This window comes from Stenotrophomonas mori, from assembly GCF_023556335.1.
In the GTDB taxonomy this organism is placed as follows: Bacteria; Pseudomonadota; Gammaproteobacteria; order Xanthomonadales; family Xanthomonadaceae; genus Stenotrophomonas; species Stenotrophomonas mori.
The window spans coordinates 1,176,610-1,199,777 of sequence record NZ_JAIKTS010000001.1 but is presented as its reverse complement, the minus strand read 5'-3'; the positions used below and the strand labels follow the sequence as shown (position 1 = coordinate 1,199,777).

Here is a 23,168-nt window from a genome sequence, read left to right as displayed (position 1 = left end):
ACCGAAACGAGAGCCCCATGGCCACCATCGTCAAGACACCCTCGGGAACCTGGAAAGCGGTCATCCGCAAGCAGGGTTGGCCGACCGCATCTAAGACCTTCCGTATCAAGCGCGATGCGGAGGACTGGTCGCGACGCGCCGAAGACGAAATGGTGCGCGGCGTGTACATCGATCGGACAAGCGCCGAGCGCCTGATCTTCGGCAAGGCGCTGGATCGCTACCTGTCCGAGGTGACGCTGACCAAGAAGCCAAGCACGCAGGCAGCCGAGAAGAAAAAGGCCGAGGCCTTAAGGGACTTCTTCGGCGACTACTCGCTGGCGGCAATCAGCCCAGACCTGATAGCGAGCTACCGCGACCAACGCCGGCGACGCCTCGTACCGTCCGGAAAGGCAAGAAGCGGGTCACGAAGCCCGATGCTGGCACCCTCAGCGCCAATACCGTGCGCCTCGAGCTGGCGCTGATGAGCCATCTCTACACCACGGCCATCCGGGAATGGCAGTTGGGCCTCATCCGCAATCCGGTGGCGAACGTGCGCAAGCCATCGCCAGGGGATGGCAGGGACCGACGGCTGTCCGAGGAGGAGGAGCGCGCATTGCGCGCCAGGATCAAGGCGCATTCCAATCCGATGCTGGGCTGGATCTTCACCATCGCGATCGAGACTGGCATGCGATCGAGCGAGATCGCGGGCCTTCGTTTGAGCCAGGTGGATCTGAAACGGCGCGTGGTACGGCTGGCGATGACCAAGAACGACAGTGCCCGTACCGTGCCTCTCACGCAGGCGGCAACCAATGCGTTCGTCGAGGCTGTTGCCAATCCGACCAGGCCGGAGGATTGCAAGCTGGTGTTCTTCGGTGAGCCAGGGCGTGATGGTGAGCGCAAACCCTATACGTTCAACAAGACCTGGCACGACATCAAGACGGAGCTTGGCATCCAGGATCTACGGTTCCATGACCTCCGGCATGAGGCGGTCAGCAGGCTTGTAGAGGCTGGCTTCAGTGACCAGGAGGTATCCGCCATCAGTGGTCACAAGTCCATGCAGATGCTCAAGCGATATACGCATCTGAGGGCTGAGGATCTGGTCTCCAAGCTGGACAAGCTGCCAAGAGCTGCCACGGATGAGCCGAAGCCGGAAATTGACGGTGGAAAGAGTAGTGCTGCGAAGGAGGCCTGATATGGGAACCCACACCTACGAACAGAGTGTCAAGTACGAGATCGCGCGCGACCTGCTCAATGACCGTATTGCGACCATTACCGAACAGATTAAGAAGAAGAATCGAAGGCCAGACCGGATGCTCGGCTCATCGAGGAACTGGAGGATCTGATGGCTTCTGTCGGTGCGTCGATTTCCGAGCTGGATGTGATCACCGAAGCAGGCCTTGATGCCGTGATTGCGGCCCATTCTAAGGCAATGAATAGGTGAGGGAGCGTGCAAGTTTTGACGCATTTGGACTGTCCTTATTCAGCAAGAAAGAATCACAAAATTGCATGAAATGGCTATGCCAAATTTGATAAAAATGTCTTTATTTTCAATGTGTTGCAAATTACACTCAGGATGCGTAGCCTAGCTTTGCGCTAAGGTTAATACGACGAGTGATATTCCTGCTCGTAGGCCCTCCAAGGGCAATATGCGTCCCAAGATTCGTCGCTTCGGCGAAACAGGATACGGGCTCCAAACCAGCCCTGACGGCCAGGAACAGGCACTGGCTACAGCGCACGACCTTCCCGTCTAAAGGTGCGCACAACATGCAGAGCCCAGACACCGCGCCTGGCTATCGGGTCAGCGCGACGTTTCCGACCTCGGCTGATCAATCTCTAAGCCCTGCCCTGCTTCAACGTTACGGCCCGCTGATGACTCTGCAGCAGATCGCAGAACTGCTAGATAGGTCGCCCGCAGGCATTAGGGTCGGCTTGTACGCCGACAACGAAACATCTGCGCTGCTGACTCCAGCAAAGATCAAGATCGGACGCCGTCTCTACTTCCGCACGGCTATGGTTGGTAGCGCCATTGATGCGCTTGGAGCCCTGCCTTGAGCAGGCAGCGCGTGATCAAGGACGATTTCTGGCGATCAAACGTTACGGCCGGCCTATCGACCGAGGACCGATACACGCTGATCTACCTGCAAACCTGCCCCTCAAGCAATGTTATCGGCGTGTTTCAGATCGTCCCCTCGATTTCAGCGGCAGAAATGGGCTGGGATCCCGATCAGCTTCTGACGGTGATCCGCCGACTCACGCAGATGAGTTTGGTGGACTTCGATCCGCCTACCAATTTCGTATGGGTAAGGACCTGGTGGCAGCACAACGTCATCAACGGCGCGTTCGCTGGCAAGGTTCGGGGAAAGGCGTTGGCGGAAATCAGGGCCATGCCGGAGCGATGGATCAAGCCATATGTTGCTGATTTGATTGGGAAGGTGTCTCCAGATGCAAGCGTGCTCCAGAGCGATCTTGCAACTGAGTTCCTGACGGAGGATGCCCCTTCAATGGGGCACCCAAGCCCTATCAATGGGGCGGCCGGTACTACTACAACAGTACCCGCATCAATAAACCCTACTACTACTGATGTGGTTTCGCTCTCGCTTCCTCGATCGCTATCAGAAATAGATCGTTCAACAGCGGCAGAAATAGTGTCGAACGCGATCACTGATCACTCGACCGCTCAGCAAATACTGGATGAACTGGATGCCGTCAATGCATCGGGTCGGATCAGGGAAACATGGGGTCAGTACCTCTACGGGTTGATTGCCAAAGCTAATGCCGGAGGCTTCCACCCAGCTGCCGGTAGGACGGTAGCCAAGCAAAGAGCGCCACAGCCGTCACTTCGCGAGAAATTGAATCTTCCTCGGCCTGAAAAGATCGCGTCGAGAGAGGTTGCCGAAGCCGCAATAGCAGCAATCAGGCGAGGTCTCGCTTACGAGGAGACACGTCATGAATGACAAGTCCGTTGTCAGCCTGAGGCTCCCATCAGACTTGAAACATCAATGGGCGTTGCATTGTCGCTCGAAAGGCCAGTCGCCAAGCGAGGCGCTACGTAGCGTCATTCGTCATCTCCTCAAGAGCTTGGATGATGGGCATGAGTTCGACGTCGTTCGTCAAGAACCAGATGAGACCAGAGTCCGGGTCGAGATTCGCATGACGGCATCAGAGCGTGAAGCTGTCGATCGCATTGCTGCGCGAGCGGGAACCTCGGTAAACAAGTGGATGACGGATCTTGTTAGGGCATACATCACACATAAGCCACAGCTCGGGATGCATGAATTGCAGGTTGTTGGGGAGTCGAATAATCAGCTGCGGGCTATAGGCCGGAACCTCAATCAGATTGCGCTGGTGCTGAATCGCGGTGACCAGGCCGGGGATCTGTCAGCGACTGTTGCCAAGCTGGTAAACGAGATCAATCAACACACAGAGAGGGTGCATTTCGTCATTCGCTCTAACCTTGAGCGATGGAGGATCACATGGCGGTGATCGTCGATGGTGTCTTGCAGGAATGGGGTGAGCGGCTGTTCTACCGGACGCCCCGAAAAGGCCGCAGGTGCGTCACAGTCACTGGTACAAAAATCGTCAAGGATCAGCGTCCTGGCTCGGTAGTTCGGTCGCCTCGCGTCTTGAAGTCTGCGATCAAGGCGGTTGCCAGGAAAGCGCCGGAGGTGATGGTCAAGATCTCCGGCGCCGGCAAGGGCGTAGCGCAGCTGCGTGCACATCTTGAGTACATCTCCCGTAACGGGAAGCTGTCCCTGGAAACCGATGATGCTCAGCAGGTGGAGGGCCGATCGGCGGTTCGTGATCTAGCTGAAGAATGGAAGCACGGTCTGTTTGGCATGCCGGAGGAAGGCCGGAGACGAGAGAGCTTGAACATCGTCCTGTCGATGCCGCCCGGCACGGATCGTGATGCGGTACGAGCGGCAGCTTCGGAGTTCGCCAAGCAGCAGTTCGGTAACGATCGCCCCTATGCCTTCGTCGCTCATCACGACGAGAAGCACCCTTACGTTCATCTGTGCGTCAAGGTGCTTGGCCGGGACGGAACGCGCCTGAATCCCCGGAAGGCGGATCTACAGCTTTGGCGTGAACAGTTCGCGGAATCCTTGCGCGCAAACGGGATCGAGGCAAGCGCCACGCCCAGGATGTCACGTGGAACGCGGCGCAGGACGGTTAGCCAGGCGCGCTATCACCGCAAGGGGATCGAAGCCGGGAAAGGGCAGAAGAAAAAGGCCTACCCAAGCGAGGAATCCCAATTGGCCAGCTACGCCAAGCTCGCGAAGCAACTGGCCGCCACCGATCGGGAAGGTGCGCAACTGGCTCTGGATGTCACGCGTGTTGCCAGCCGCATGGCAGGTGTCCAAGAGCACTTGAAGAAAGAGCAGTCTCGGAACACTCCCCAAGAGCGTGCTCCCGCCAAGAGCCATGAGAAACCGGATCAAGAGCGTGGCTGACCGGTAGCCACACAACCCCAGTAAGGGGAGACAAATGAAGCGTGCAGCACTTCTGATGGCTTTCGGCATTGCCACGATGGCAGGTGGCATCGGCCAGGCGTCGGCATCTGGCATCCCGGTCATTGACGTGGCGAAGATCGTCAACGACACGCAGAACCAGGCGGTCAACGTCGCCAAGTACATCGAAATGATCAACCAGTACAAGACGCAGATCGACCAGATGAAGCAGCAGTACGACTCGCTCACTGGCAGCCGCGGCTTGGGGATGATCCTCAACAACCCGGAGCTGCGTTCGTATCTGCCGGATGAGTGGCAGCAGGTTTACAACAGCATCAATTCTGGTGGCTATTCCGGCCTAAGTGGCGCGGGACAGGCGATCCTGGATGCCAATGGGCTGCTCAATGCCTGCGAGAAGCAGGGCAACGCCAATAGGGGCTTCTGCGAACGCCAGGTGGCCAAGGCCGTCCAGGACAAGGCGTACGCCTTGCAGGCTTTCGATAGGGCGCAGGATCGCTGGGATCAGATCCAGTCCCTCATGGGGCAGATCAGTAACACCACCGACCCGAAGGCTATCGCCGAGCTGCAAGCGCGCATCAATGCCGAGCAGGCAGCTATCCAGAACGAGCAGACGAAGCTGCAGATGTTCCAGATGCTCGCGCAGGTCGAGGAGCGTCTGATCGAGCAACGGCAGCGGGAAGTGAATTCACAGGATCTTGCGCGGCGAGGCTACGTCAAGCCTGTGCCGGTGGATTTCGGGAAGTGAGAGGGAGGACGTCATGAACATGATCTACGGAATCATTCTGGTGCCGTCTGCGCTTTCGATCTATGTCGTTGCCATGTACTGGAGGTCGCTTCTTCGTATTGGCTTCGTGGGTGAGGTTGTTGGGCGAGCGCCAAACATGCTGATTCTTGACCTGATGGCGGTCTACGCAGCTCTGATGGTCGGCTATTGGGGCATCCATGCCTGGACGGGGCACGCGCTGACCGTCTTTCCATCAGCACCACAGACGGATGCCGGGACGCTGTTGGCTGCATTGGCCTGCTTTTTCGTCTTGGTTCTGATCCTTCAGTTCAATGCCAGTGACAGGTTCACGGTTCCGACTGTTGCAGGGATCAGGGAAGCGGCAATCAGGTCGTTGCTCACACTTCGCATTATCGACCGAGCCGAGGATGTGTTTCGGAGTGGAACCACGAGGAGGAATGTATGAAGAACGTCGTTGTCGCCACCCTCATGGGAATCGTGCTGGTTGCCTGCTCCGAAACAGAGCCCCGATCGGTTGAGTGGTTCTTAGAGAGCGAAGTCGACCGGAAAGCTGTTCTTGCAGAATGCGCCAAGCACGCGGTTCCTAGCTCCATCGAGTGCTTGAATGCGCAGAAGGCAAAGGATTCTCTTGACTTGAAGCGGCGTGGCTACGTCAGGTCTGAACCTGTCGGTTTCAGCAAGGAGGAATGAGCCATGCCAGATCCTGGAATCTTCCAGTTCATCGGCGAGTCCGTCGATGCGGCCTTGATCTCATTCGTGATGGCCACTGTGGCAGAGGTGATCCCGGCCATCATGCCGATCGCCACCTTGGGCGTGACGATCTACTTCGCAATCATGGGATACATGATGATCGCCGGACGCCTGCAGAATCCGGCGGGCGCTGTCATGATCCAGGGCGTCAAGTTTCTCGTCATCTCGGCATTGGCCTTGTCCGTCAGCGGATACAACACTTGGATTGTCGATGTTATCCGCGGCCTGGAGGACGGATTGGTAGCTGCCTTCTCCGGCACAGCTGGTGCAGCCCCCATGTCGGTCTATGCCACGATCGATACGACGCTTGGACAGGGGTGGGACATCGCTGCCGACCTTTGGGAGCAAGCCGGCAATCGAGGGCTCACCGAGATCCCGATGGCGATTGGAGAGTACGTCAATGCCATCGTTATTGGCATCGCTACCCTGGTCGTCGGCCTTCCTGCTGGTGCCATGATCGTCGTCGCCAAGGCGACGTTGACCCTGCTACTCGGAGTCGGGCCGTTGTTCGTCATGTGCCTGATGTTCCCAGTGACGGCCAAGTGGTTCGAGCAGTGGTTCGCCCAGGTCATGACGGCCATCATGACAATCGCCCTGGTGGCAGCCGTGGCCGCGTTCATGATGAAGATATTCGCAGCCTTTATCGGGACGGTGGACATTACTGGCGAGCAGAACACGCTGTTCACGGCCTTGTCGTTGAGTGTGCTTTCCATCGTCATCCTGCTGCTTCTGTACCGCGTGGGTGGGCTGGCGGCAGGCTTGGCCGGCGGCATGTCTGCGGCGACCATCACCTTCGGCCAGATGGCGGCCGGTGCAGCATCGGTAGCGGGAATGCCGGGACGGCTGGGGTGCGGAGCCAACGACATGTTGAATCCGGTGTCCAATCGTCTAGATCCGGAGACAGGACTTCAAACCTCATCCAGCCGGCTGGAGCATGTGGCAATGGGGCGGTCGATCTTCGTTCCGAACCCCGCCTATCGGAACGCCCTGCAGGATCGTCTGAAATCGACCCTGTCCGGCAAGAACTCGGTTAAGGAGAGGAAGTGATGGCAAAGAGCTAAGGCGTCTCCAGGAGCCGCAGAAAGGCCAGAAGCACAGAGGAGCGTGCCCATAGCTTTGGCTACCGACTTGATCCTGAGAAGGGGGTTGTGATCTGTCAGGTCGCGGAGTTGATGACAAAGGAGGGCTGGCGGGAAATCGAGGAGTTGATCCAGTTCTTCAGATGCTTTGCACCGGGCATGGACAGCTTTCATGTCGAACTGAGGCGGTAGAGTTTCAGGGGTCGCCCTTCTTTAGACCGCCCCTCGGCGCGGATTTTCTTTGCCCGTCGAGGAGGCATAGCGGTCGCACCCAGCAGATTCAGCTAGGTCGCTTTTTCTCATGAGAAAGCTTCATGAGCCGTCGGCGGCAACTAGGCGCCGTGCTCGGCAAGAACGGCCTCAATATGGGCCTCTACATCCTCGCAGCTATGGCGCACGGGATCCCGACGACCGGCATCCGTGCGTTCGGCCAAGAACGCTAGGTAGGCGGAGTCCTCATGGGTTTGCTTGAGTGTGGTCGCCGGCCACTCTGCAGTGAGAAATTTTCTCATGAGAAAGTCCTATCCGTCCGTGGGAATTTTCGCATGAGAAAACGAACTTGAGGGCATTTTTTGGGATGTCCAAAGAATAGAAAGAGGGAAGATGACTAGTGCAGGATAGGCTATCGCCGGTAGTTGTCACACAGAACTTTGTAAGTACAAAATTCGGCCCGACTCAGGATCGGGTTCCCGGCATTTGTTTTACGTTTCTTTCTCATGAGAAAGTATCCGGATGGCCGGGCACGGAACGCGATGCTGCATGCACAGGCCTGGGCATCTATGGGGATGCCCTACGGCCTGCGCCGGCCTGCATGGTTCTCATGTTCGTCATAGCCAAGCTTGTTTTGGTGTTATGGCGCTACCTACTAGTGCTTGTAGCCGTGCGGAATATCGAATCTACGAGGCGACTTCCTGCGCCGACAACTTTCGTGAGCACACGGAGCTGCTCGCGGCACGCAACGTTATCTGCCGCTGCAAGCGGGGACGTAACCCTCTGCACCGCGCCCGCCCATCGCGGCGGGGGCCGGGTCAGGGGAGGTGCTTCCGTAGCGGTTGCAACGTATGTGACTGGCGCGCAAGCGACCATGCGCCCGGATTCCCACTAAACTCAGCCCAGCGACTCAGCCGCGTCAGGTGTTGGATGAAGCGAAAGCGACTCTCTAGGCAGAAAGGGAAGAAAAGGCCGTCACCGCCAGAAAACAAGGGATTCCACGTCTTCGAGCATCCTTACAGCAAGATCGACAAGGACGTCTTGAGGGAGATCCTCCTTACCAAAGGACGGGAAAGCGGAGAACGCTTTCCGAAGCTTCTGGAATCGATCGCCGGCCGGTTCCATCGCTGGCATCCGCTGCATATCATCGCGACCATCGCGAGCTACGGCTTGCAGGTGGGCGTGACCGACAAGGGTGCTTCGTCGGATGGCATGCTGAAAGACATGCAGCAGCATCACATAGAGATGCTGCAGGCACTCGCGCTCACCCTGCCGTATGCCGAATGGGGAGACGCCCCGGCACCGCCGCAAGTGATCCAGGAAGTGATTGATGAGACGAAGGAGTTCACCGAGGCTTTCAGGAACCGGAGGCTTGTCGCGATTGAGGAGGGGCGGGACGACCAGCAACGCGTCGTGCTCGCCCTACAGGAGCGCTTGCGTGAGCACACGCAGGTTGTCAGGAACTGGGGCCACTTCTCTGCGGTGGTCAGGATATCGAAGGAGCTTTATTGCGCGCTCGACCAGGATCTGCTGGATCATTTCGGTTTCAGCGCCAGCGATCTGATCGACGTGTCGAATGCGTTGCTGACGGCCTATCAGGCCCGCGCAAACGCCAGGTTCACCCTGCTTCGAGAAATCTTCCGGGCACGTACGACGGAGACGCTGGTTCGGGATTTCTATGCCAAGTACCCGGGCGTGACGGGTGACTCGGAGGAATTCCTCGCCCACATCCCTGCCGGCGTGACCACGGAAATGGTCGGGTATCGATTGCTGGCTCACGCAGATATTGCGCTGGTCAAGCTGGGCATCGCCGACGTAGACGAACTCGCAACGCTGTCTGCGCGGCCGCCGGAGGTCGTCGAGCGCGTCCTAGCCAGACTGTCTATTGCGCCTGGAGAGCTCGACGCAACGAAAGCGGAGAGCTTTTTCCTCAGCAACCCCGTGTGGACGGCGCCCGGGCTGCATATCAGAGGGGAATATTACTTTCCGGCGCCGCAGGCGATTTTCAGCCACGTATTCTCGATCATGAACGCCTTGGCCCGTGACGCCGGTTTGAAGGACAAGCTGGAAAAGCGTCGTGCGGCCTTTCTGGAGGACAAGGTCGGCGAGATCGTTGGGGCAGCGCTGCCGGCAGCGAAGATTTCCAAGAACGTGAAGTGGAAGTCCGACGGAAACCTCTATGAAACGGATCTGCTGTGCCTGTTTGATCGGGTGGCCCTCATCGTTGAAGCCAAATCCGCGGCACTGACCCCGCAGGGGCTCCGAGGGGCGCCTGATCGGATCAAGCGCCATGTGCGCGATCTCGTCGTGGCGCCAGCAGAGCAGTCATATCGTCTGGAGCAGATCATCGCGCAGGCGAAGTCCGGAGATCCGGTATCGCGTGAAATCGTCTCCGGACTTGGCCTGGATGCAGACGACGTTGATACCGTCATTCGTATTTCAGTCACGCTGGACGACTTCTCGACTCTATGCAGTGCCGAAAAGCAACTCAAGGCGGCCAATTGGGCTCCGGCCGATCTTCGTCTGGCGCCGACCATGAACCTTGCAGACTTCGAGGTTGTCTCCGAGATACTCGATGAGCCTGCACACTTCCTCCATTACCTTACGGAACGAGAGCGGGTACAGAAGCACATCGAGATCTTTGGAGACGAGCTTGACTACTTGGGCTTCTACCTCGAAACAGGGTTCAACGTGGCCGCATTGTATGAAGGTGGCGCCGCGCTTGTGATCACGGGCATGTCGCGTTCCATCGACCACTACTATGCCAGCCTGGATGCGGGCGTCCAGGTTCCAAAGCCAGAGCCCAAGATTCATTCTCGGCTCAAGCGTATCGTTCGGGAGATCCGCCGCAGGAACGCCAAGCGCTGGACGACCATGGCGCTGGGATTGCTGAGCATGGGAAGCGTCGAGGAGCAACGTCGGATCTTCGCCGAACTCGACAAGCTTAAATGGAGTGTGTGCAAGGCCTATCGTGATCCCGAGCATCCGTGCTCGCTCGTCATCTCGCCACCGTCTCACTGCGCCGCTTACATCATCTTCTACGTCTATCCGGACGCGCTTTCCAGCCGGCGCCACGACACTGTCTCCCACTTGGCCGCAAAAGCCTTCGAGCAGCGGGCGCGAGAGCGCTGCATCGTCATCGGCAAGAAAGTCGAGGATTGGGAACGCCCGTACCAGTACGTCGGAATTGCAACTCCCCCGCAATAATGGCCGGGAGAGGAAGGGTTGAACCGCGCCGGTATTCATGAAGGCTCCAACTTTTGAGAGGATGGAGTGATGACCGTACTGCCCAGATGAGTTCAGTTGGGTCATTGCCATTGGCCGATACGAACTGGCATGTCATGCAGGCTAGGTAGGGGTTGCGTGGGCTCGCATAGCGCTCTCAGGTGACTTGGGCGACGCCAGATTGAAACCTCTTTATCGTGTGGAGTAGGATTAAATCCTATCCGCTTGGAGGGTCGAAACCATGCGTTCAACCCAACAGTTCAGCATCACCCTTCCCAATGAAATGGCCGATCTGATCAAGGCCAAGGTCGCGGCGGGTGAGTACGCGACGGAGAGTGAGGTCATCCGGGATGGCCTACGCACGCTGCTCGCCCGCGACCGGGCGATGGAGGCCTGGTTGCGGGAGCAGGTGGTGCCGGCGGCGCAGGCCTTGAAGGCCGACCCGGAGCGTGCCCTGTCGGTTGGCCAGGCCCGCGAGCATTTGGCAGAGAAGCGTCGGCGGCGTGCGTGAGCTACCGGGTCGAGTTCGCTCCAGAGGCGGTTGCTCAGCTCGTCGCGATCGAGGAATACATCATCAATGCCGGGGCGCCGGCTGCGGCCATCCGCTATGTCGATGCCGTCGTGGCCTACTGCGAAGGGCTGGTGACGTTTCCGGAGCGAGGAACAAGGCGCGATGATCTGTTCCCGGGACTTCGTGTTACCAACTATCGTGGCGCTGCAGTGATCGCGTTTCTGGTGGACTCCGAACGTGGAGTGGTGTCGATCCTCGGCGTGTTCTACGGTGGCCAGGACTACGAAGGGGCGTGGAGCGATTCCTGAGGTACACCACAGGTACAGTGCGCAGTTTTCGCGCACTTCTCCAAGCTACTCTAAGCTACTGTTTCGCAACTACTTTTGGCTTCCAGAGACTACGTTCGACTTCGCCAATAAATCAATAAGCCATTGATATTAAAGGAAATTGAAAATCCCCGTGTCGGCGGTTCGATTCCGTCCTCGGCCACCAGCAATTTCCAGGGTCTGCAGCAATGCAGGCCCTTTTTGTTTGTCTTGGATGCCTGGCCGTCGGCACGGACATGCCGGCACCGCGACGGGGAGGCGCCCGGGCGCATGGGACGCGCTGCAGACGCATCGCCGGAGGGTCGCCACAGACCCCGCTGCGGTGCAGGACGTGCTGCGCTGCCACCCGCGTGTGATGCCGATACGCAGGCGCGCTGCATGCCGGGGCCCGGGCAGCGGCGCGGAACCCGTCGCGAGCGCGACGTTGGCCGCTGCCGATGCCTCACCGGCAGGCTTCGATGAGGCTGCGGTGCGGGTCGGCAACCGCCGCTGCGGCCTGGACAGCTGGTCGGAGCGTCGGGGGAATCGTGCGGAGTCTGGAAGGGCTGGCGCACTGGAACCGTGCTCCGGGAACGTGGTGTCCCTGGGACGGCAGTGTGGAGCCGGCTGCCATGGCGGGCATGCATGCCGCGCCATACGAAGGCGGGCCATGACCGAGCCAGGAGGGCAGGCGCGCAGCGGCCGTGGCGGTTTTCCAGGGGTGTCCGGGCCGGCCGGGCGGGGCAGCGGCGTTGAGCGCCGGTCGAAGGATGCCGGAAGCACTGCCGGGGGCCGGCGTTGGGCGGTACCGGGGCATGGCTGGCCGGGCGGCGACGACGCGTCGCCCGCGCCGGATACGAAAAAGGCCGGAAGTCCCTGGTTTCAGGACTTTCCAGCCTTGGTCGCACCGTCCAGGACGGAAATTTGGTGGAGCCAGGGAGGATCGAACTCCCGACCTCGTCATTGCGAACGACGCGCTCTCCCAGCTGAGCTATGGCCCCATGGTCCACGCTGATCGCGGCGGAGCCGCGGCCAACGCATCGCGTGGTCGGGGAATTCTAGCGCGATGCCGGTGGCTGCGCCAAGAGGGGAGTGAGCAGATCCTGCAACTGCGCGCGGCGCCAGCCGTCCAGCGTCGCCGGCCAGGTGCCGCCTTCGAGCAGGGCTTCCAGATGCTTGCGCGAGGCCAGCAGGCCATCGGGGAGGTCGAGTTCGGCGCTGCGCCGGGCAACCGCCTCCTGCAGGCGCTTGAGCGTGGCCTTGTTGCCCTCGGTCGCGGCCAGCGGCTGCGGGGCGCGGTCCTCGTCGGGCAGCGCGGTCTGCAACGCCTCCCAGACCGCCTGGGCGCATTTGCGCGGCGCCTTGGGCGAGCGCTCGAACAGGCGCAGCAGCGCGTCGTAGTCGGCCGGCGGAGTGCGGGCCAGCTGGGTGGCGAGCTCGTTGTCCAGGATCCAGCTGCGGGGCTTGTCGCTCTGCCGCGCCTGCCGGTCGCGCCAGCGCAGCATGCGCAGCAGCCGCCGCTGCGCGTCCGGGTCCAGGAATTGCGAGGCGCGCATGGACAGGTGCGGCCAGGCCTCGCTCTCGTCCTGTTCGGCCGAGGCCAGCAGGCGCGCGGCGTCGTCCTGCAGCCATTCGCGGCGCCCGAGTGCCTGCAGGCGGGCGTCGATGGCATCGTGCAGGGCGAACAGGTGCCGGACGTCGGCCGCGGCGTAGTCCAGCTGCGCGGGTGACAGCGGGCGGCGCATCCAGTCCGAACGGGTCTCGCCCTTGGCCAGGGTGACGCCGGTGATCTGCGCGACCAGCTTCTGATAACCCATGCCGCCGCCGATGCCGGCCAGCGCGGCGCCGATCTGAGTGTCGAACAGCGGCCGCGGCAGCGCGCCGCAGGCGCACTTGAAGGCCACCAGGTCTTCGCTGGCGCTGTGCATGACCTTGAGGATCGCGGGGTCCTCCAGCCAGGGGCGCAGCGCATCGGTCATGCCGGGCGCCAGGGGGTCGATCAGCAGGATCTCGTCGCCCACCGCCATCTGCACCAGGGCCAGTTGCGGCCAGTAGGTGCGTTCGCGGATGAATTCGGTATCCAGGCCGATGCGTTCGGGGCGCTGCCGGAAGCGTGCTTCCAGCTCCGCGGGGTGTTCGATCCAGTGCGTCACGTGTGTTCCGTATTCCATCGACTGCAGGGTTTGCCCAAGCAGGCGAGAATAGCCTAACGTCGTCGCGCACCCGAACGCGCATGCCGAATGGGAGGACGTTTGCGTACAACCGGTCAGCTGGTCCGGGGCGCCCTGCTGGTGGCGCTGGCGGGCACCGCCTGCAGGCAGGAGGCGCCGCCGGCCGCGGTGCCGGCGGCGGTACAGCCGGTGGTGGCCGAGGCGGTGGCGCCGGTGGCCGCGGTGCGGCCCGATGCCGTGGCCCAGCCCGAGGCGGCGGGGCTGCCGGCGCCCTGGGTGCCGCCGCAGCCGGAGCTGGCCGCGGACGGGGTGCGCGATGCGCTGCGGCGCGCGGCCGCGGCGCTGGCCGAAGGGCGGCTGTACCGGAATGCGGACGATGCGGTGCCGCTGTACCTGGCGGTGCTGGCGCTGCGGCCCCAGGAGCGCGCGGCCCAGCGCGGCCTGGAGACGGCCCGCCGGCAGCTCGTGGCGTCGGTACGCGCTCTGCTGGAGCGGCCCTATGAGCAGCGGCGGGCACTGGACGAGGCCGCCGAGCAGGTCGCGGTGCTGGTCCGGCTGGCGCCGGATGGGCCGGACGCGCCGGAGCTGCACCGGCGCATCCAGGCGGCGCGGCACCTGCTGGCGCTGAACCGCTCCGCGGAGCAGGCGCTGCGCGACGGCGACCTGGACAAGGCCGCCAGCGCCTTCGCCCAGGTCGAGGTGCTGGAGGCCGGCAACAGTCGCGCCGCGCAGGGGCGGGCGGCGGTGGAGAGCGCACTGCTGCGGCGTGCCGAGGACGCGGCCGGGCATGCCGATTTCGATGCCGCCCTGGGGTGGCTGCAGCGTGCGGCCACGCTCCGCGAGCAGGCGCCGACGGTGGTCGATGCGCGGCACCGGATCGAGGCGATGCGTGCGGCCCAGCTGGTGGCGCTGCGCGACGGTGGGCTGCGCGACCTGGCGTCGGCGAAGGGCCTCAAGCCGGCGCGCGAGAAGCTCGAGCAGGCGCTGCGCATCGCCCGCCCCGGCGACGAGGCGGTGGCGACGCTGCGGCAGAAGATCGACCTGGTCGCCCACTACGGCCGCTTCCGTCCCGGGCAGGTGTTCACCGACGCGCTGGAGGACGGCGGCCGGGGGCCGCAGATGATCGTGGTGCCGCATGGCGGTTTCCAGATGGGCGCCGGCTATGCCGAACCGGGCGCCAGCGACGTCGAGCGTCCCGAGCACTATGTCCGCTTCGACCGCGGCTTCGCGATGTCCATCACCGAGGTCACCGTGGCCGAGTTCGGCCGTTTCGTCGCGGCGACCAACGCACGCACGCGCGCCACCCGGCGCGGGCATTCGGTGGTCTATGACGAGCGCAGCGGCAATTTCGTGCGCCGCAACGGGGCCGACTGGCAGGCCGGCTACAACGGCGCCAAGGCGCCACTGGACAACCCGGTCATGCATGTCAGCGTGCGCGATGCGGAGGCCTATGCGAACTGGCTGTCGACCCAGACCGGGCACTACTACCGCCTGCCCAGCGAAGCCGAGTTCGAATACGCGCTGCGGGCCGGCAGCAGCGGCCGCTATCCATGGGGCAATGCCGGTACGCCGCCGCCGCGCAGCGGCAACTTCACCGGCAGCGAGGACGTCTCGCCCAGCGGCCGGCACTGGAAGAACGCCTTCGTCGGCTATGGCGACGGTTACTGGGGGGCGGCGCCGGTCGCCAGCTTCAAGGCCAATGCCTGGGGCCTGCACGACATGGGCGGCAACCTCAGCGAATGGGTCGCCGACTGCTGGCATGCCAGCTATCGCCGGGCACCGTCCGACGGTGCGGCCTGGTACAACCCCGGCTGCCGGCAGCGCGTGGTGCGTGGCGGCAACTGGGCCAACGCGCCGGAACAGACCCGTGCCGCCTGGCGGCTGTCGCAGGATTCGGACATGACCAGCGCGCGCATCGGCTTCCGCCTGGTGCGCGGCATCTGACGCGGCACGCCGCGGACCGGTTCCGGGTTGGCCGCGGAAGGGTGGCCATTGCGTCGTCACTGTCGTAGGTCCCCTTGCATGGCCGATGGGCAATCGACAGCGGCCGGGCCGGCCTGCAGCCCGGACGTCATGATGGACCGTCCCGGGCACGCCGCTGTCGCCGGTTTCTGTCCTCCCCCGGTGGTGTTGGACGCCCTCCATCGCGAGTACAACGCTGCATGGCGGGCAAGGCGGTGGACTGGACCTGCAGGACCGGGTTTCAATCCGGTCGGTGCCGCCGCGCAATTTGGCAAGGCCTCATCAACGGAGACTCCCGATGCGACAGGATCCTCTCGGCAACCAGGGCCGCCCGCGCCGGCGCCGCGGCGGGGGTGGTGGCCTGCGCGTGCTGGTGCTGCTCGGCCTGGCGGTCTATGGCGGCTGCTACTACTTCGGCAACCGCACGGTGGATCCGTATACCGGCGAAAAGGTACTGATCGACCGCTCGCTCGATGCCGAGGACGAGAAGGCGCTGGGGCTGGAGGCCTACCGGCAGATCCTGGCGCAGGAGCGGCCGGTCGCTGCCGATGCGCAGGTGGCGCAGCAGATCCGTGGAATCGCCCAGCGCCTGATCGCCCGGGTCGACGCGGTGGAGACCGCCCTGGCCGCCGAGCACGGCCGGCCTCCCGGCCATTTCTCGCGCAGCTTCGACTGGGAGGTGACCGTGCTGCAGTCCGAGCAGGCCAATGCGTTCTGCCTGCCGGGCGGCAAGATCGCGGTCTACACCGGGCTGGTGCCGGTGGCGCGCAATGCCGACGCGATGGCGGTGGTGATGGGCCACGAGATCGCGCATGCGCTGCTGCGCCACGGTGCGCAGCGCATGGCCCAGCAGAAGCTGAGCGGTATCGGGCAGATGGTCGGCGCCGCCGGCGGCATGGATGCGCAGCAGCAAGAACTGCTGATGTCGGCCTTCGGCTACGGCTACCTGCTGCCGTATGCGCGCAGCCATGAAGTCCAGGCCGATGAGGTGGGGCTGATGCTGGCCGCCGCGGCCTGCTTCGATCCGCGGCAGGCGGTGCCGCTGTGGGAGCGCATGAGCGCGGCCAGTGGTGGCCAGGCGCCGCCGGAGTTCGCCTCGACCCACCCCAACCCGGGCACCCGCATCCAGAACCTGCAGGCGCTGATGCCCAAGGCGATGGCCTACCGGCAGCGGTTCTGCGAAAGCGCCCAGCCACGCTGAGGCTCGACGCCGCGGCACATCCGGCCACAGCGCCAGCTCTTCCCCGTAGAGCGGGGCCTCGCCCCGCTGGCACCTTCCCGGGACCACCCGCCGGGCATGGCCCGACGCTACCGGGGCCGCGGCACGCCATTTCCGTAGAGCGGGGCCTCGCCCCGCTGGCACCTTCCCGGGACCACCCGCCGGGCATGGCCCGGCGCTACCGAGGGCCGTGGCACGCCGTTTCCGTAGAGCAGGGCCACCCCCCGCTGGCGCCTTCCGCGGAACACCCGCCGGGCATGACCCGGCGCTATCGGGGGCCGTGGCACGCCGTTTCCGTAGAGCGGGGCCTCGCCCCGCTGGCGCCTTCCGGGGAACACCCGCCAGGCATGGCCCGGCGCTACCGGGGCGCGGTAGTCCGGGCCTTGATGGCACGGGGCCGGCCTGCGCCTATGGCGTCTTTTCGCCGGCGACGACCTGGACGTCCAGCACGCCGTCGCCCACGCGTGCGCGCAGCAGGTCGCCACTGCGGGCCTGTGTGGTCGAACGCACCAGCGCGCCATCGTCGGTGCGGGTGAGGATGGCGTAGCCGCGGGCGACGGTGGCCAGCGGGCTTACCGCTTCCAGCGAGCGGGCGGTGCCGCGCAGGCGCAGGGCGTCGCGCTGCAGGTGGCGGGCCATGGCGGCCTGCGCGCGTGGCGCCAGGGTGTCCAGGCGCGCGCGCAGCCGCTCCAGCCGGTGTGCGGGCTGCACGGCGCGCAGGACCGATGCGCCGTGGGCCAGGCGACTGCGGTGCTGTTCCAGTTGCCGCTGCCAACAGGCATGCAGGCGTGCGGAGAGTGCTTCCTGGCGCTGGCGCAGCAGGGCCAGCCGCGCGTGGGGCCCCTGCGCCTGCAGGCGCAGGGCGGCGCGGTCGGCGCGCTGCATCGCCTGTCCCAGCGCATGCGCCTGCAGCTGCACCAGCCGCTGCCGCAGACGGCGGATGCGCTGGTCGAGGTCGCGCTGGTCCGGCACCAGCAGCTCGGCGGCCACCGAGGGCGTCGGCGCGCGCAGGTCGGCGGCGAAATCGGAGAGGCTGAAGTCGGTCTCGTGGCCGACCGCCGAGACCACCGGCGTGGTGCAGGCGGCGATGGCGCGCGCCAGCTGCTCGTCGTTGAAGGCCCACAGGTCTTCCAGCGAACCGCCGCCGCGGGTGAGCAGCAGCGCGTCGTAGCGGCCGCTGGCGTCGGCGCGGCGCAGCAGGGCGGTGATCTGCGCGGCGGCGGTGGCGCCCTGCACGAGGGTCGGCAGAAGCTCCACCTCCAGCAGCGGGAAGCGCCGCGCCAGCACGCTGAGCACGTCGCGCACCGCCGCGCCGCTGGGCGAGGTGATCACCGCCAGCCGGCGCAGATGGGCCGGCAGCGGCCGCTTGCGCTCCGGCGCGAACAGGCCCTCGTCCTGCAGGCGTGCCTTGAGGTCCTCGAAGGCGCGGCGCAGCGCGCCTTCGCCGGCTTCCTCCATGTGGTCCAGCACCAGCTGGTACTCGCCGCGCGCCTCGTACAGGGTCAGGCGGCCACGTGCCAGCACGCGCAGGCCTTCGCGCGGCGCGAACTTCAACCACTGGCTCTTGGGCCGGAACATCGCCGCGCGCACCTGCGCCCGCGGATCCTTGAGGGTGAAGTACAGGTGCCCGGACGCGGGACGGCTGACGCTGCCGAGCTCGGCTTCCACCCACACCAGCGGGAACGCGCCCTCGAGCAGGTCGCGGGCGAGCGTGTTGAGCTGGCTGGGAGTGAGGACGTTGTCCATGCGGCGTGGAAGGGGAATGGAGGGCTATTGTTCCCGCCTGCGCAGGGGAATGCCATGCCGCCCGTCGGGAACGGCGGTGTCCTCCTGGGGGCCGGGCCGGGAAGCGCTCGCGCGGCTGGCCTGCGCCGGCGGCGGTGTCCGGGCCTGGTCGCGGTGCGTGCCGATACGCCGCGGATGCGGGGCGTCGTCGTGGCGCCGCAGCGCCCAGTGCACGTGCTCGCGCATCAGCTCGGACGGGTGTCCGCGGCGGCTTTCCAGCGCCCGCCGTGCATCGGCCGCCGGGGCGGCGTTGCCCAGTGCCACGGCGATGTTGCGCAGCCAGCGTTCATGACCGCTGCGGCGGATCGGGCTGCCTTCGGTGCGGCGCAGGAACTCGTCCTCCTCCCAGGCGAACAGGGTCGGCAGGGTGGCCGTGTCGAGGTTGTTGCGCGCGCGGAAGTCCGGTTCGTCGGTGCGCCGGGCGAACTTGTTCCAGGTGCAGACCAGCTGGCAGTCGTCGCAGCCGTAGATGCGGTTGCCCATCAGCGGGCGCATCTCCGGCGGAATGGCGCCTTCATGCTCGATCGTCAGGTAGGAGATGCAGCGGCGCGCATCGAGCCGGTAGGGGGCGATGATCGCCGCGGTCGGGCAGGCGTCGATGCAGCGCGTGCAGGTGCCGCAATGCGCGCTGGCCGGGGCATCGACCGGCAACGGCAGGTCCACGTAGATCTCGCCGAGGAAGAACCAGGAGCCGCCATCGCGGTCGATCAGGCAGGTGTGCTTGCCGATCCAGCCGAGGCCGGCATTGCGCGCCAGGGCGCGTTCCAGCACCGGCGCGGAATCCACGAACACGCGGTAGCCGAACGGGCCGACCTCGGCGGCGATGCGCGCGGCGAGCTTCTGCAGCCGGTTGCGCATCAGCTTGTGGTAGTCCCGTCCCAGCGCATAGCGCGCGACATAGGCGCGCTCGCTGTCGTCCAGGGTGGCCCAGGCGTGGAGGTCGTCCTTGTGGCCGTAGTCCAGGCCCACCGAGATCACCCGCACGGTCGGCGTCGGCGCGGGGGGCGGGCATGGCGCGAGTATAGAATCACCGCCATGAACCGACCTGCCGGATTGTTCGCCACCGACACCGCGCGCCGCATCGATGCGCAGGCCACGGCCGCACTGGGGGGCGACGGCTGGGCGCTGATGCAGCGTGCCGGACAGGCCGCCTGGCACTGCGCCCTGCAGTACTGGCCGCAGGCGCGGCGCATCGTGGTGGTCTGCGGGACGGGCAACAACGGCGGCGATGGCTATGTACTGGCGCGGCTGGCGCGCCAGTCCGGGCGGCCGGTGCGTGTGCTGCACCTGCCGGGGGCCACGCCGCGCACGCCGTCGGCGCAGCGCGCCTGTACTGAGTACCTGGCCGCGGGCGGACCGGTGGAGCTGTCCCCGGCCTGCCTGGCGGATGCCGACCTGATCGTCGATGCGCTGTTCGGCATCGGCCTGGCAGGGGCGCCGGATGCCCCGGCAGCGGCGCTGATCGCGGCGATGAACGCCGCCCCGGCCCCGGTGCTGGCGCTGGACGTGCCCAGCGGGGTGGATGCCGATACCGGCGCGGCGGCCGGCGCCGCGGTATGCGCCGAGCGGGTACTGCAGTTCATCGTCGCGCACCGGGGACTACACACCGGTGCGGCGCTGGCGCATGCCGGGCAGCGGCTGCTGGCCGGGCTGGAGGTGCCGGAGGGCGCGTTCGTCGGCACCGCGCCGGCGGCCTGGCGCTGGGAGCGCACGGCATTGCCGCGGCTGCTGCCGCGGCGGTCGCGCACGGCGCACAAGGGCGAGTCCGGGCATGTGGCGTGTGTCGGCGGCAACCACGGTACCGGTGGGGCGGTCATGCTGTGCGCGGAGGCCGCATTGCGCAGCGGAGCGGGGCTGGCCAGCGTGGCCACGCGTGCGGTGCACGTGGCGCCGCTGTTGGCGCGCTGCCCGGAGGCGATGGTGCAGGCGGTCGAGGATGCCTTCGCACTGGTCCCGCTGCTGGCGCGCGCCGATGTCGTCGCGCTGGGGCCGGGGCTGGGGCAGGACGCTTGGGCACAGCGGCTGTGGCGCGCGGCGCTGGACAGCGGCCGGCCCTTGGTGGTCGATGCCGATGCATTGAACCTGTTGGCGTCGTCGCCGCAGCCCGTGCCGGCGGCGGTGCTGACCCCGCACCCGGGCGAAGCCGCGCGGCTGCTCGGGGTGGAAACGGCGGTGGTCCAGGCCGACCGCTTCGCCGCGGCGCAGGCGCTGGCCGCGCGTTTTTCGGCGGTGGTCGTGCTCAAGGGCGCCGGCACCGTGGTCGCAGCACCGGCGCGACGCCCACGGGTGATCGCCGCGGGCAACCCGGGCATGGCCGTGGGCGGCATGGGCGACCTGCTGACGGGCGTGGTCGCGGCACTCTGGGCGCAGGGCCTGGACGCGTTCGACGCCGCCAGCGCCGGCGCGCTGCTGCATGCGCTGGCCGGCGATGCGGCGGCCGCGGACGGCGAGCGCGGGTTGCTGCCGCGCGACCTGTTGCCGCACCTGCGCACGCTGGCCAATCCCTGAGCGCCGTGCGGAGGCCGCCCGCCGGCGCGCGCCGTGCCGGGCATCTTTCGCGGCCGGCTTCAAACGCGTTCTAATGGCGGCCATGAACGAACTGTTCCTTCCCGACGAGGCGGCGACCGAGCGCCTCGGACAGGCGCTGGCGCATACCCGCCCGGTCCCGGCGATGGTCCACCTGCAGGGCGATCTGGGAGCGGGGAAGTCCACCCTGGCGCGGGCACTGTTGCGCGCGCTGGGGGTGCAGGGCGTGATCCGCAGCCCGACCTATACCCTGGTCGAGCGCTATCCGCTGGCGGATGGCGAAGCCTGGCACCTGGACCTGTACCGGATCGGCGATGCCGGTGAACTGGACTTCCTGGGGCTGGACGAGGGCGGTGCCGGCCTGTGGCTGGTGGAGTGGCCCGAGCGGGGCCGTGGCGCCCTGCCGCCGGTGGACCTGAAGGTGGCGTTGGACCTGCAAGGGGCCGGCCGTCGGGCATGCCTGGAGGCCGGGTCGGCGCGTGGCGCCGCCTGGCTGCAGCGCCTGGAACAGGATGGTCACTTGCGGGGTCTTCCTGCTGCCTGATGGAAGGAAGGCATGGCAGGTTGCGGATTATTAAGGGAAAAGGTATTGCAATTGCGCGATTCCGGTGATTGAATCCGCCCATGCTCACGCCACGCCGCCTTTTTGCCCTGTCCGTGTCCGTTGCCGGCCTCTTTCTGGCCGCGGCGTCGGCGTGGGCGGGTGAAGTGCGGGGCGTGGCGCTGCAGGCCGGCGCCACCGGCACCCGCGCGGAAATCCAGCTGGCCGGGGGCGGGAGCTACAAGACGCTTTCGCTGGCCGGGCCCAACCGGCTGGTGGTGGATTTCCCCGAAGCGACCGCCGTGCGCGGCCTGCGGCTGCCGACGGCGGCCGGCGTGGTCACCGCGGTGCGCACCGGAACGCCGACCCCGGGAACCTTCCGCATCGTGTTCGACCTGGCCGAATCGGTGGTGGCCTTCAAGCCGCAGCTGCAGGGCCAGGGAGCCGAATCGCGGCTGCTGATCGAATGGCCGGGCGAGGCGCGTGCCGCCAACGCCCCGGTCGCGGCGAGCAGTGGCGCCGCCGCGCGCGAGGAAGCCGCACGGGCCACCGCGGCCCTGACCGCGGCAGTGGTCAGCCAGGCCAGCGCGGCACCGCCGCCGGCACCGGCCGCAGCAACGCCGGGAGCGCCGTCGCCGGCGGCGATCCTCAATGGCCAGGCGACCCCGGCGGTCGCTTCGGCACCGGTCGTGGCAACCCCGCCTCCGGCTCCCGCAGCCGAACCCCCGGCGCCACGCCCGGCGATGCCCAGCGATGCCTCGCGCATCCGCATGCAGCCGGGCATGCGCACGCTGGTGGTGGCCATCGATGCCGGCCACGGCGGCCAGGACCCGGGCGCCATCGGCCCCACCGGCAAGCGCGAGAAGGACGTCACCCTGGCCGTGGCGCGCGAGCTGGCGCGCCAGGTCAACGCCACGCCGGGGCTGCGGGCCTACCTCACCCGCGACAGCGACGTGTTCATTCCGCTGCCGATGCGCGCCCAGCGCGCGCGCGCGGCCCGGGCCGACATCTTCATCTCGATCCATGCCGACGCGGCTGAGAACCGCGCCGCCACCGGGTCGTCGGTGTACGTGCTCTCGACCAAGGGCGCGTCCTCGCAGCGGGCGCGCTGGCTGGCCGACAAGGAAAACGCGGCCGACCTGATCGGCGGCGTCAGCCTGCAACGCACCGAGGGGACGCTGGCCAACGTGCTGCTGGACCTGGCGCAGAGCGGCAACATGAAGGCGTCCGAGGACGCCGCCAGCCACGTGCTCGGCGGGTTGAAGCGGATCGGCAACAACCACAAGCCCAACCTGGAACGGGCGAACTTCGCGGTGCTGCGCACCTCGGACATGCCGGCCATGCTGGTGGAGACCGCTTTCATCTCCAACCCGGACGAGGAACGGCGCCTGGTCGATCCGGCCTATCAGCGGCGCATCGCCGGTGCGGTGCTGGACGGTGTGCATACCTATTTCAGCCGGCAGCCGCCGCCGGGCACCCTGTTCGCGGCCCGCGCGCAGGCGGAGATGGAAGCGGCCGCCGCGACCGTCGGCAGCCGTTGACGGCGCAGGCTGCAGCCGGGCCTGTGCGGTCGCGGTGGAACCGCGGTTTCCGGCACGGCACCGGCCGCTGCAACGCGCGCCAAACGATGCCTGGGCTATCATCGGGCGATGCCTGATACCGACCTGTTTCCTTCGTTTTCCCCCCGTGATCCG

General features: G+C 65.6%; 21 protein-coding genes, 1 tRNA gene and 1 pseudogene. 19 read left to right on the top strand and 4 right to left on the bottom strand.

The annotated features are described in order from the left end of the window. Positions 1-17: 17 nt before the first annotated feature. The 14 genes from K5L01_RS05350 (at position 18) to K5L01_RS05285 (ending at position 11,273) form a co-directional block, all read left to right on the top strand. Complete coding sequence (locus K5L01_RS05350) at positions 18-461, top strand: hypothetical protein (RefSeq protein ID WP_250062595.1); 444 nt, start codon at positions 18-20, stop codon at positions 459-461. After that, complete coding sequence (locus K5L01_RS05345; RefSeq protein ID WP_250062593.1) at positions 461-1,171, top strand: site-specific integrase; 711 nt, start codon at positions 461-463, stop codon at positions 1,169-1,171. Before K5L01_RS05350 ends, K5L01_RS05345 begins: the two co-directional genes overlap by 1 nt. 1 nt (position 1,172) lies before the next feature. Further along, positions 1,173-1,322, top strand: coding sequence for a hypothetical protein (locus K5L01_RS05340; RefSeq protein ID WP_250062591.1), 150 nt, complete (start codon positions 1,173-1,175; stop codon positions 1,320-1,322). Positions 1,323-1,743: 421 nt separating this feature from the next. Next, the gene (locus K5L01_RS14940) at positions 1,744-2,031 is read left to right on the top strand and encodes a hypothetical protein (RefSeq protein WP_336254079.1); all 288 of its coding nucleotides are present in this window, start codon (positions 1,744-1,746) and stop codon (positions 2,029-2,031) included. 11 nt (positions 2,032-2,042) lie between these two features. Next, positions 2,043-2,933, top strand: coding sequence for a hypothetical protein (locus tag K5L01_RS05330; RefSeq protein WP_250062589.1), 891 nt, complete (start codon positions 2,043-2,045; stop codon positions 2,931-2,933). Next, a complete protein-coding gene (locus tag K5L01_RS05325; protein ID WP_250062587.1) occupies positions 2,926-3,462 on the top strand; it encodes a MobC family plasmid mobilization relaxosome protein in 537 nt (178 codons plus the stop codon). Before K5L01_RS05330 ends, K5L01_RS05325 begins: the two co-directional genes overlap by 8 nt. Beyond that, complete coding sequence (locus tag K5L01_RS05320; protein WP_250062585.1) at positions 3,453-4,427, top strand: relaxase/mobilization nuclease domain-containing protein; 975 nt, start codon at positions 3,453-3,455, stop codon at positions 4,425-4,427. Before K5L01_RS05325 ends, K5L01_RS05320 begins: the two co-directional genes overlap by 10 nt. Positions 4,428-4,461: 34 nt before the next feature. Further along, positions 4,462-5,190, top strand: a complete 729-nt coding sequence (virB5, locus tag K5L01_RS05315; RefSeq protein WP_250062583.1) for a P-type DNA transfer protein VirB5 — start codon at positions 4,462-4,464, stop codon at positions 5,188-5,190. Positions 5,191-5,203: 13 nt separating this feature from the next. Continuing rightward, positions 5,204-5,635 carry a hypothetical protein gene (locus tag K5L01_RS05310; protein WP_250062581.1) on the top strand — a complete coding sequence of 144 codons (432 nt, stop codon included), beginning with the start codon at positions 5,204-5,206 and terminating at the stop codon, positions 5,633-5,635. After that, entirely contained in the window at positions 5,632-5,880 is a 249-nt protein-coding gene (locus K5L01_RS05305) for an EexN family lipoprotein (protein ID WP_250062579.1), read from the top strand. Before K5L01_RS05310 ends, K5L01_RS05305 begins: the two co-directional genes overlap by 4 nt. 3 nt (positions 5,881-5,883) lie before the next feature. Continuing rightward, on the top strand, positions 5,884-6,987 hold the full coding sequence (locus K5L01_RS05300; RefSeq protein ID WP_250062576.1) for a TrbL/VirB6 family protein: 1,104 nt from the start codon (positions 5,884-5,886) through the stop codon (positions 6,985-6,987). Between the two features lie 1,172 nt (positions 6,988-8,159). Next, positions 8,160-10,436: a hypothetical protein gene (locus tag K5L01_RS05295; RefSeq protein WP_250062574.1), complete on the top strand. Its 2,277-nt coding sequence runs from the start codon at positions 8,160-8,162 to the stop codon at positions 10,434-10,436. Positions 10,437-10,695: 259 nt separating this feature from the next. After that, entirely contained in the window at positions 10,696-10,965 is a 270-nt protein-coding gene (locus K5L01_RS05290) for a ribbon-helix-helix domain-containing protein (protein ID WP_250062572.1), read from the top strand. Beyond that, a complete protein-coding gene (locus K5L01_RS05285) occupies positions 10,962-11,273 on the top strand; it encodes a type II toxin-antitoxin system RelE/ParE family toxin (RefSeq protein ID WP_250062570.1) in 312 nt (103 codons plus the stop codon). The genes K5L01_RS05290 and K5L01_RS05285 overlap by 4 nt, the downstream gene beginning before the upstream one ends. A gap of 922 nt (positions 11,274-12,195) precedes the next feature. Here the strand turns inward: K5L01_RS05285 and K5L01_RS05280 are convergent. Both K5L01_RS05280 and rnd read right to left on the bottom strand, forming a co-directional pair. After that, positions 12,196-12,271, bottom strand: a tRNA-Ala gene (locus K5L01_RS05280). Between the two features lie 57 nt (positions 12,272-12,328). Further along, positions 12,329-13,423 carry a ribonuclease D gene (gene rnd, locus K5L01_RS05275; RefSeq protein WP_250062568.1) on the bottom strand — a complete coding sequence of 365 codons (1,095 nt, stop codon included), beginning with the start codon at positions 13,421-13,423 and terminating at the stop codon, positions 12,329-12,331. 99 nt (positions 13,424-13,522) lie between these two features. On the opposite strand from rnd, the gene K5L01_RS05270 reads away from it, so the two are divergent. Continuing rightward, on the top strand, positions 13,523-15,385 hold the full coding sequence (locus K5L01_RS05270) for a formylglycine-generating enzyme family protein (protein ID WP_250062566.1): 1,863 nt from the start codon (positions 13,523-13,525) through the stop codon (positions 15,383-15,385). A 316-nt stretch (positions 15,386-15,701) separates the two neighbouring features. Next, positions 15,702-16,604 carry a M48 family metallopeptidase gene (locus tag K5L01_RS05265; protein ID WP_250062564.1) on the top strand — a complete coding sequence of 301 codons (903 nt, stop codon included), beginning with the start codon at positions 15,702-15,704 and terminating at the stop codon, positions 16,602-16,604. 426 nt (positions 16,605-17,030) lie between these two features. On the opposite strand, the gene xseA is transcribed toward K5L01_RS05265, so the two are convergent. Both xseA and queG read right to left on the bottom strand, forming a co-directional pair. Then, entirely contained in the window at positions 17,031-18,368 is a 1,338-nt protein-coding gene (gene xseA, locus K5L01_RS05260; protein WP_250062562.1) for an exodeoxyribonuclease VII large subunit, read from the bottom strand. A 189-nt stretch (positions 18,369-18,557) separates the two neighbouring features. Next, positions 18,558-19,394, bottom strand: a pseudogene (gene queG / locus K5L01_RS05255) (tRNA epoxyqueuosine(34) reductase QueG); the annotation flags it as partial. Between the two features lie 48 nt (positions 19,395-19,442). Here queG and K5L01_RS05250 point away from each other — a divergent pair. From K5L01_RS05250 to K5L01_RS05240, 3 genes are all read left to right on the top strand, one after another. Then, positions 19,443-20,915: an NAD(P)H-hydrate dehydratase gene (locus K5L01_RS05250; RefSeq protein WP_250062560.1), complete on the top strand. Its 1,473-nt coding sequence runs from the start codon at positions 19,443-19,445 to the stop codon at positions 20,913-20,915. Positions 20,916-20,997: 82 nt separating this feature from the next. After that, a complete protein-coding gene (gene tsaE, locus K5L01_RS05245; protein ID WP_250062558.1) occupies positions 20,998-21,477 on the top strand; it encodes a tRNA (adenosine(37)-N6)-threonylcarbamoyltransferase complex ATPase subunit type 1 TsaE in 480 nt (159 codons plus the stop codon). Positions 21,478-21,557: 80 nt separating this feature from the next. Further along, positions 21,558-23,015 (top strand): N-acetylmuramoyl-L-alanine amidase, encoded by a 1,458-nt coding sequence (locus tag K5L01_RS05240; RefSeq protein WP_250062556.1) that lies wholly within the window; start codon positions 21,558-21,560, stop codon positions 23,013-23,015. Positions 23,016-23,168 lie beyond the last annotated feature (153 nt).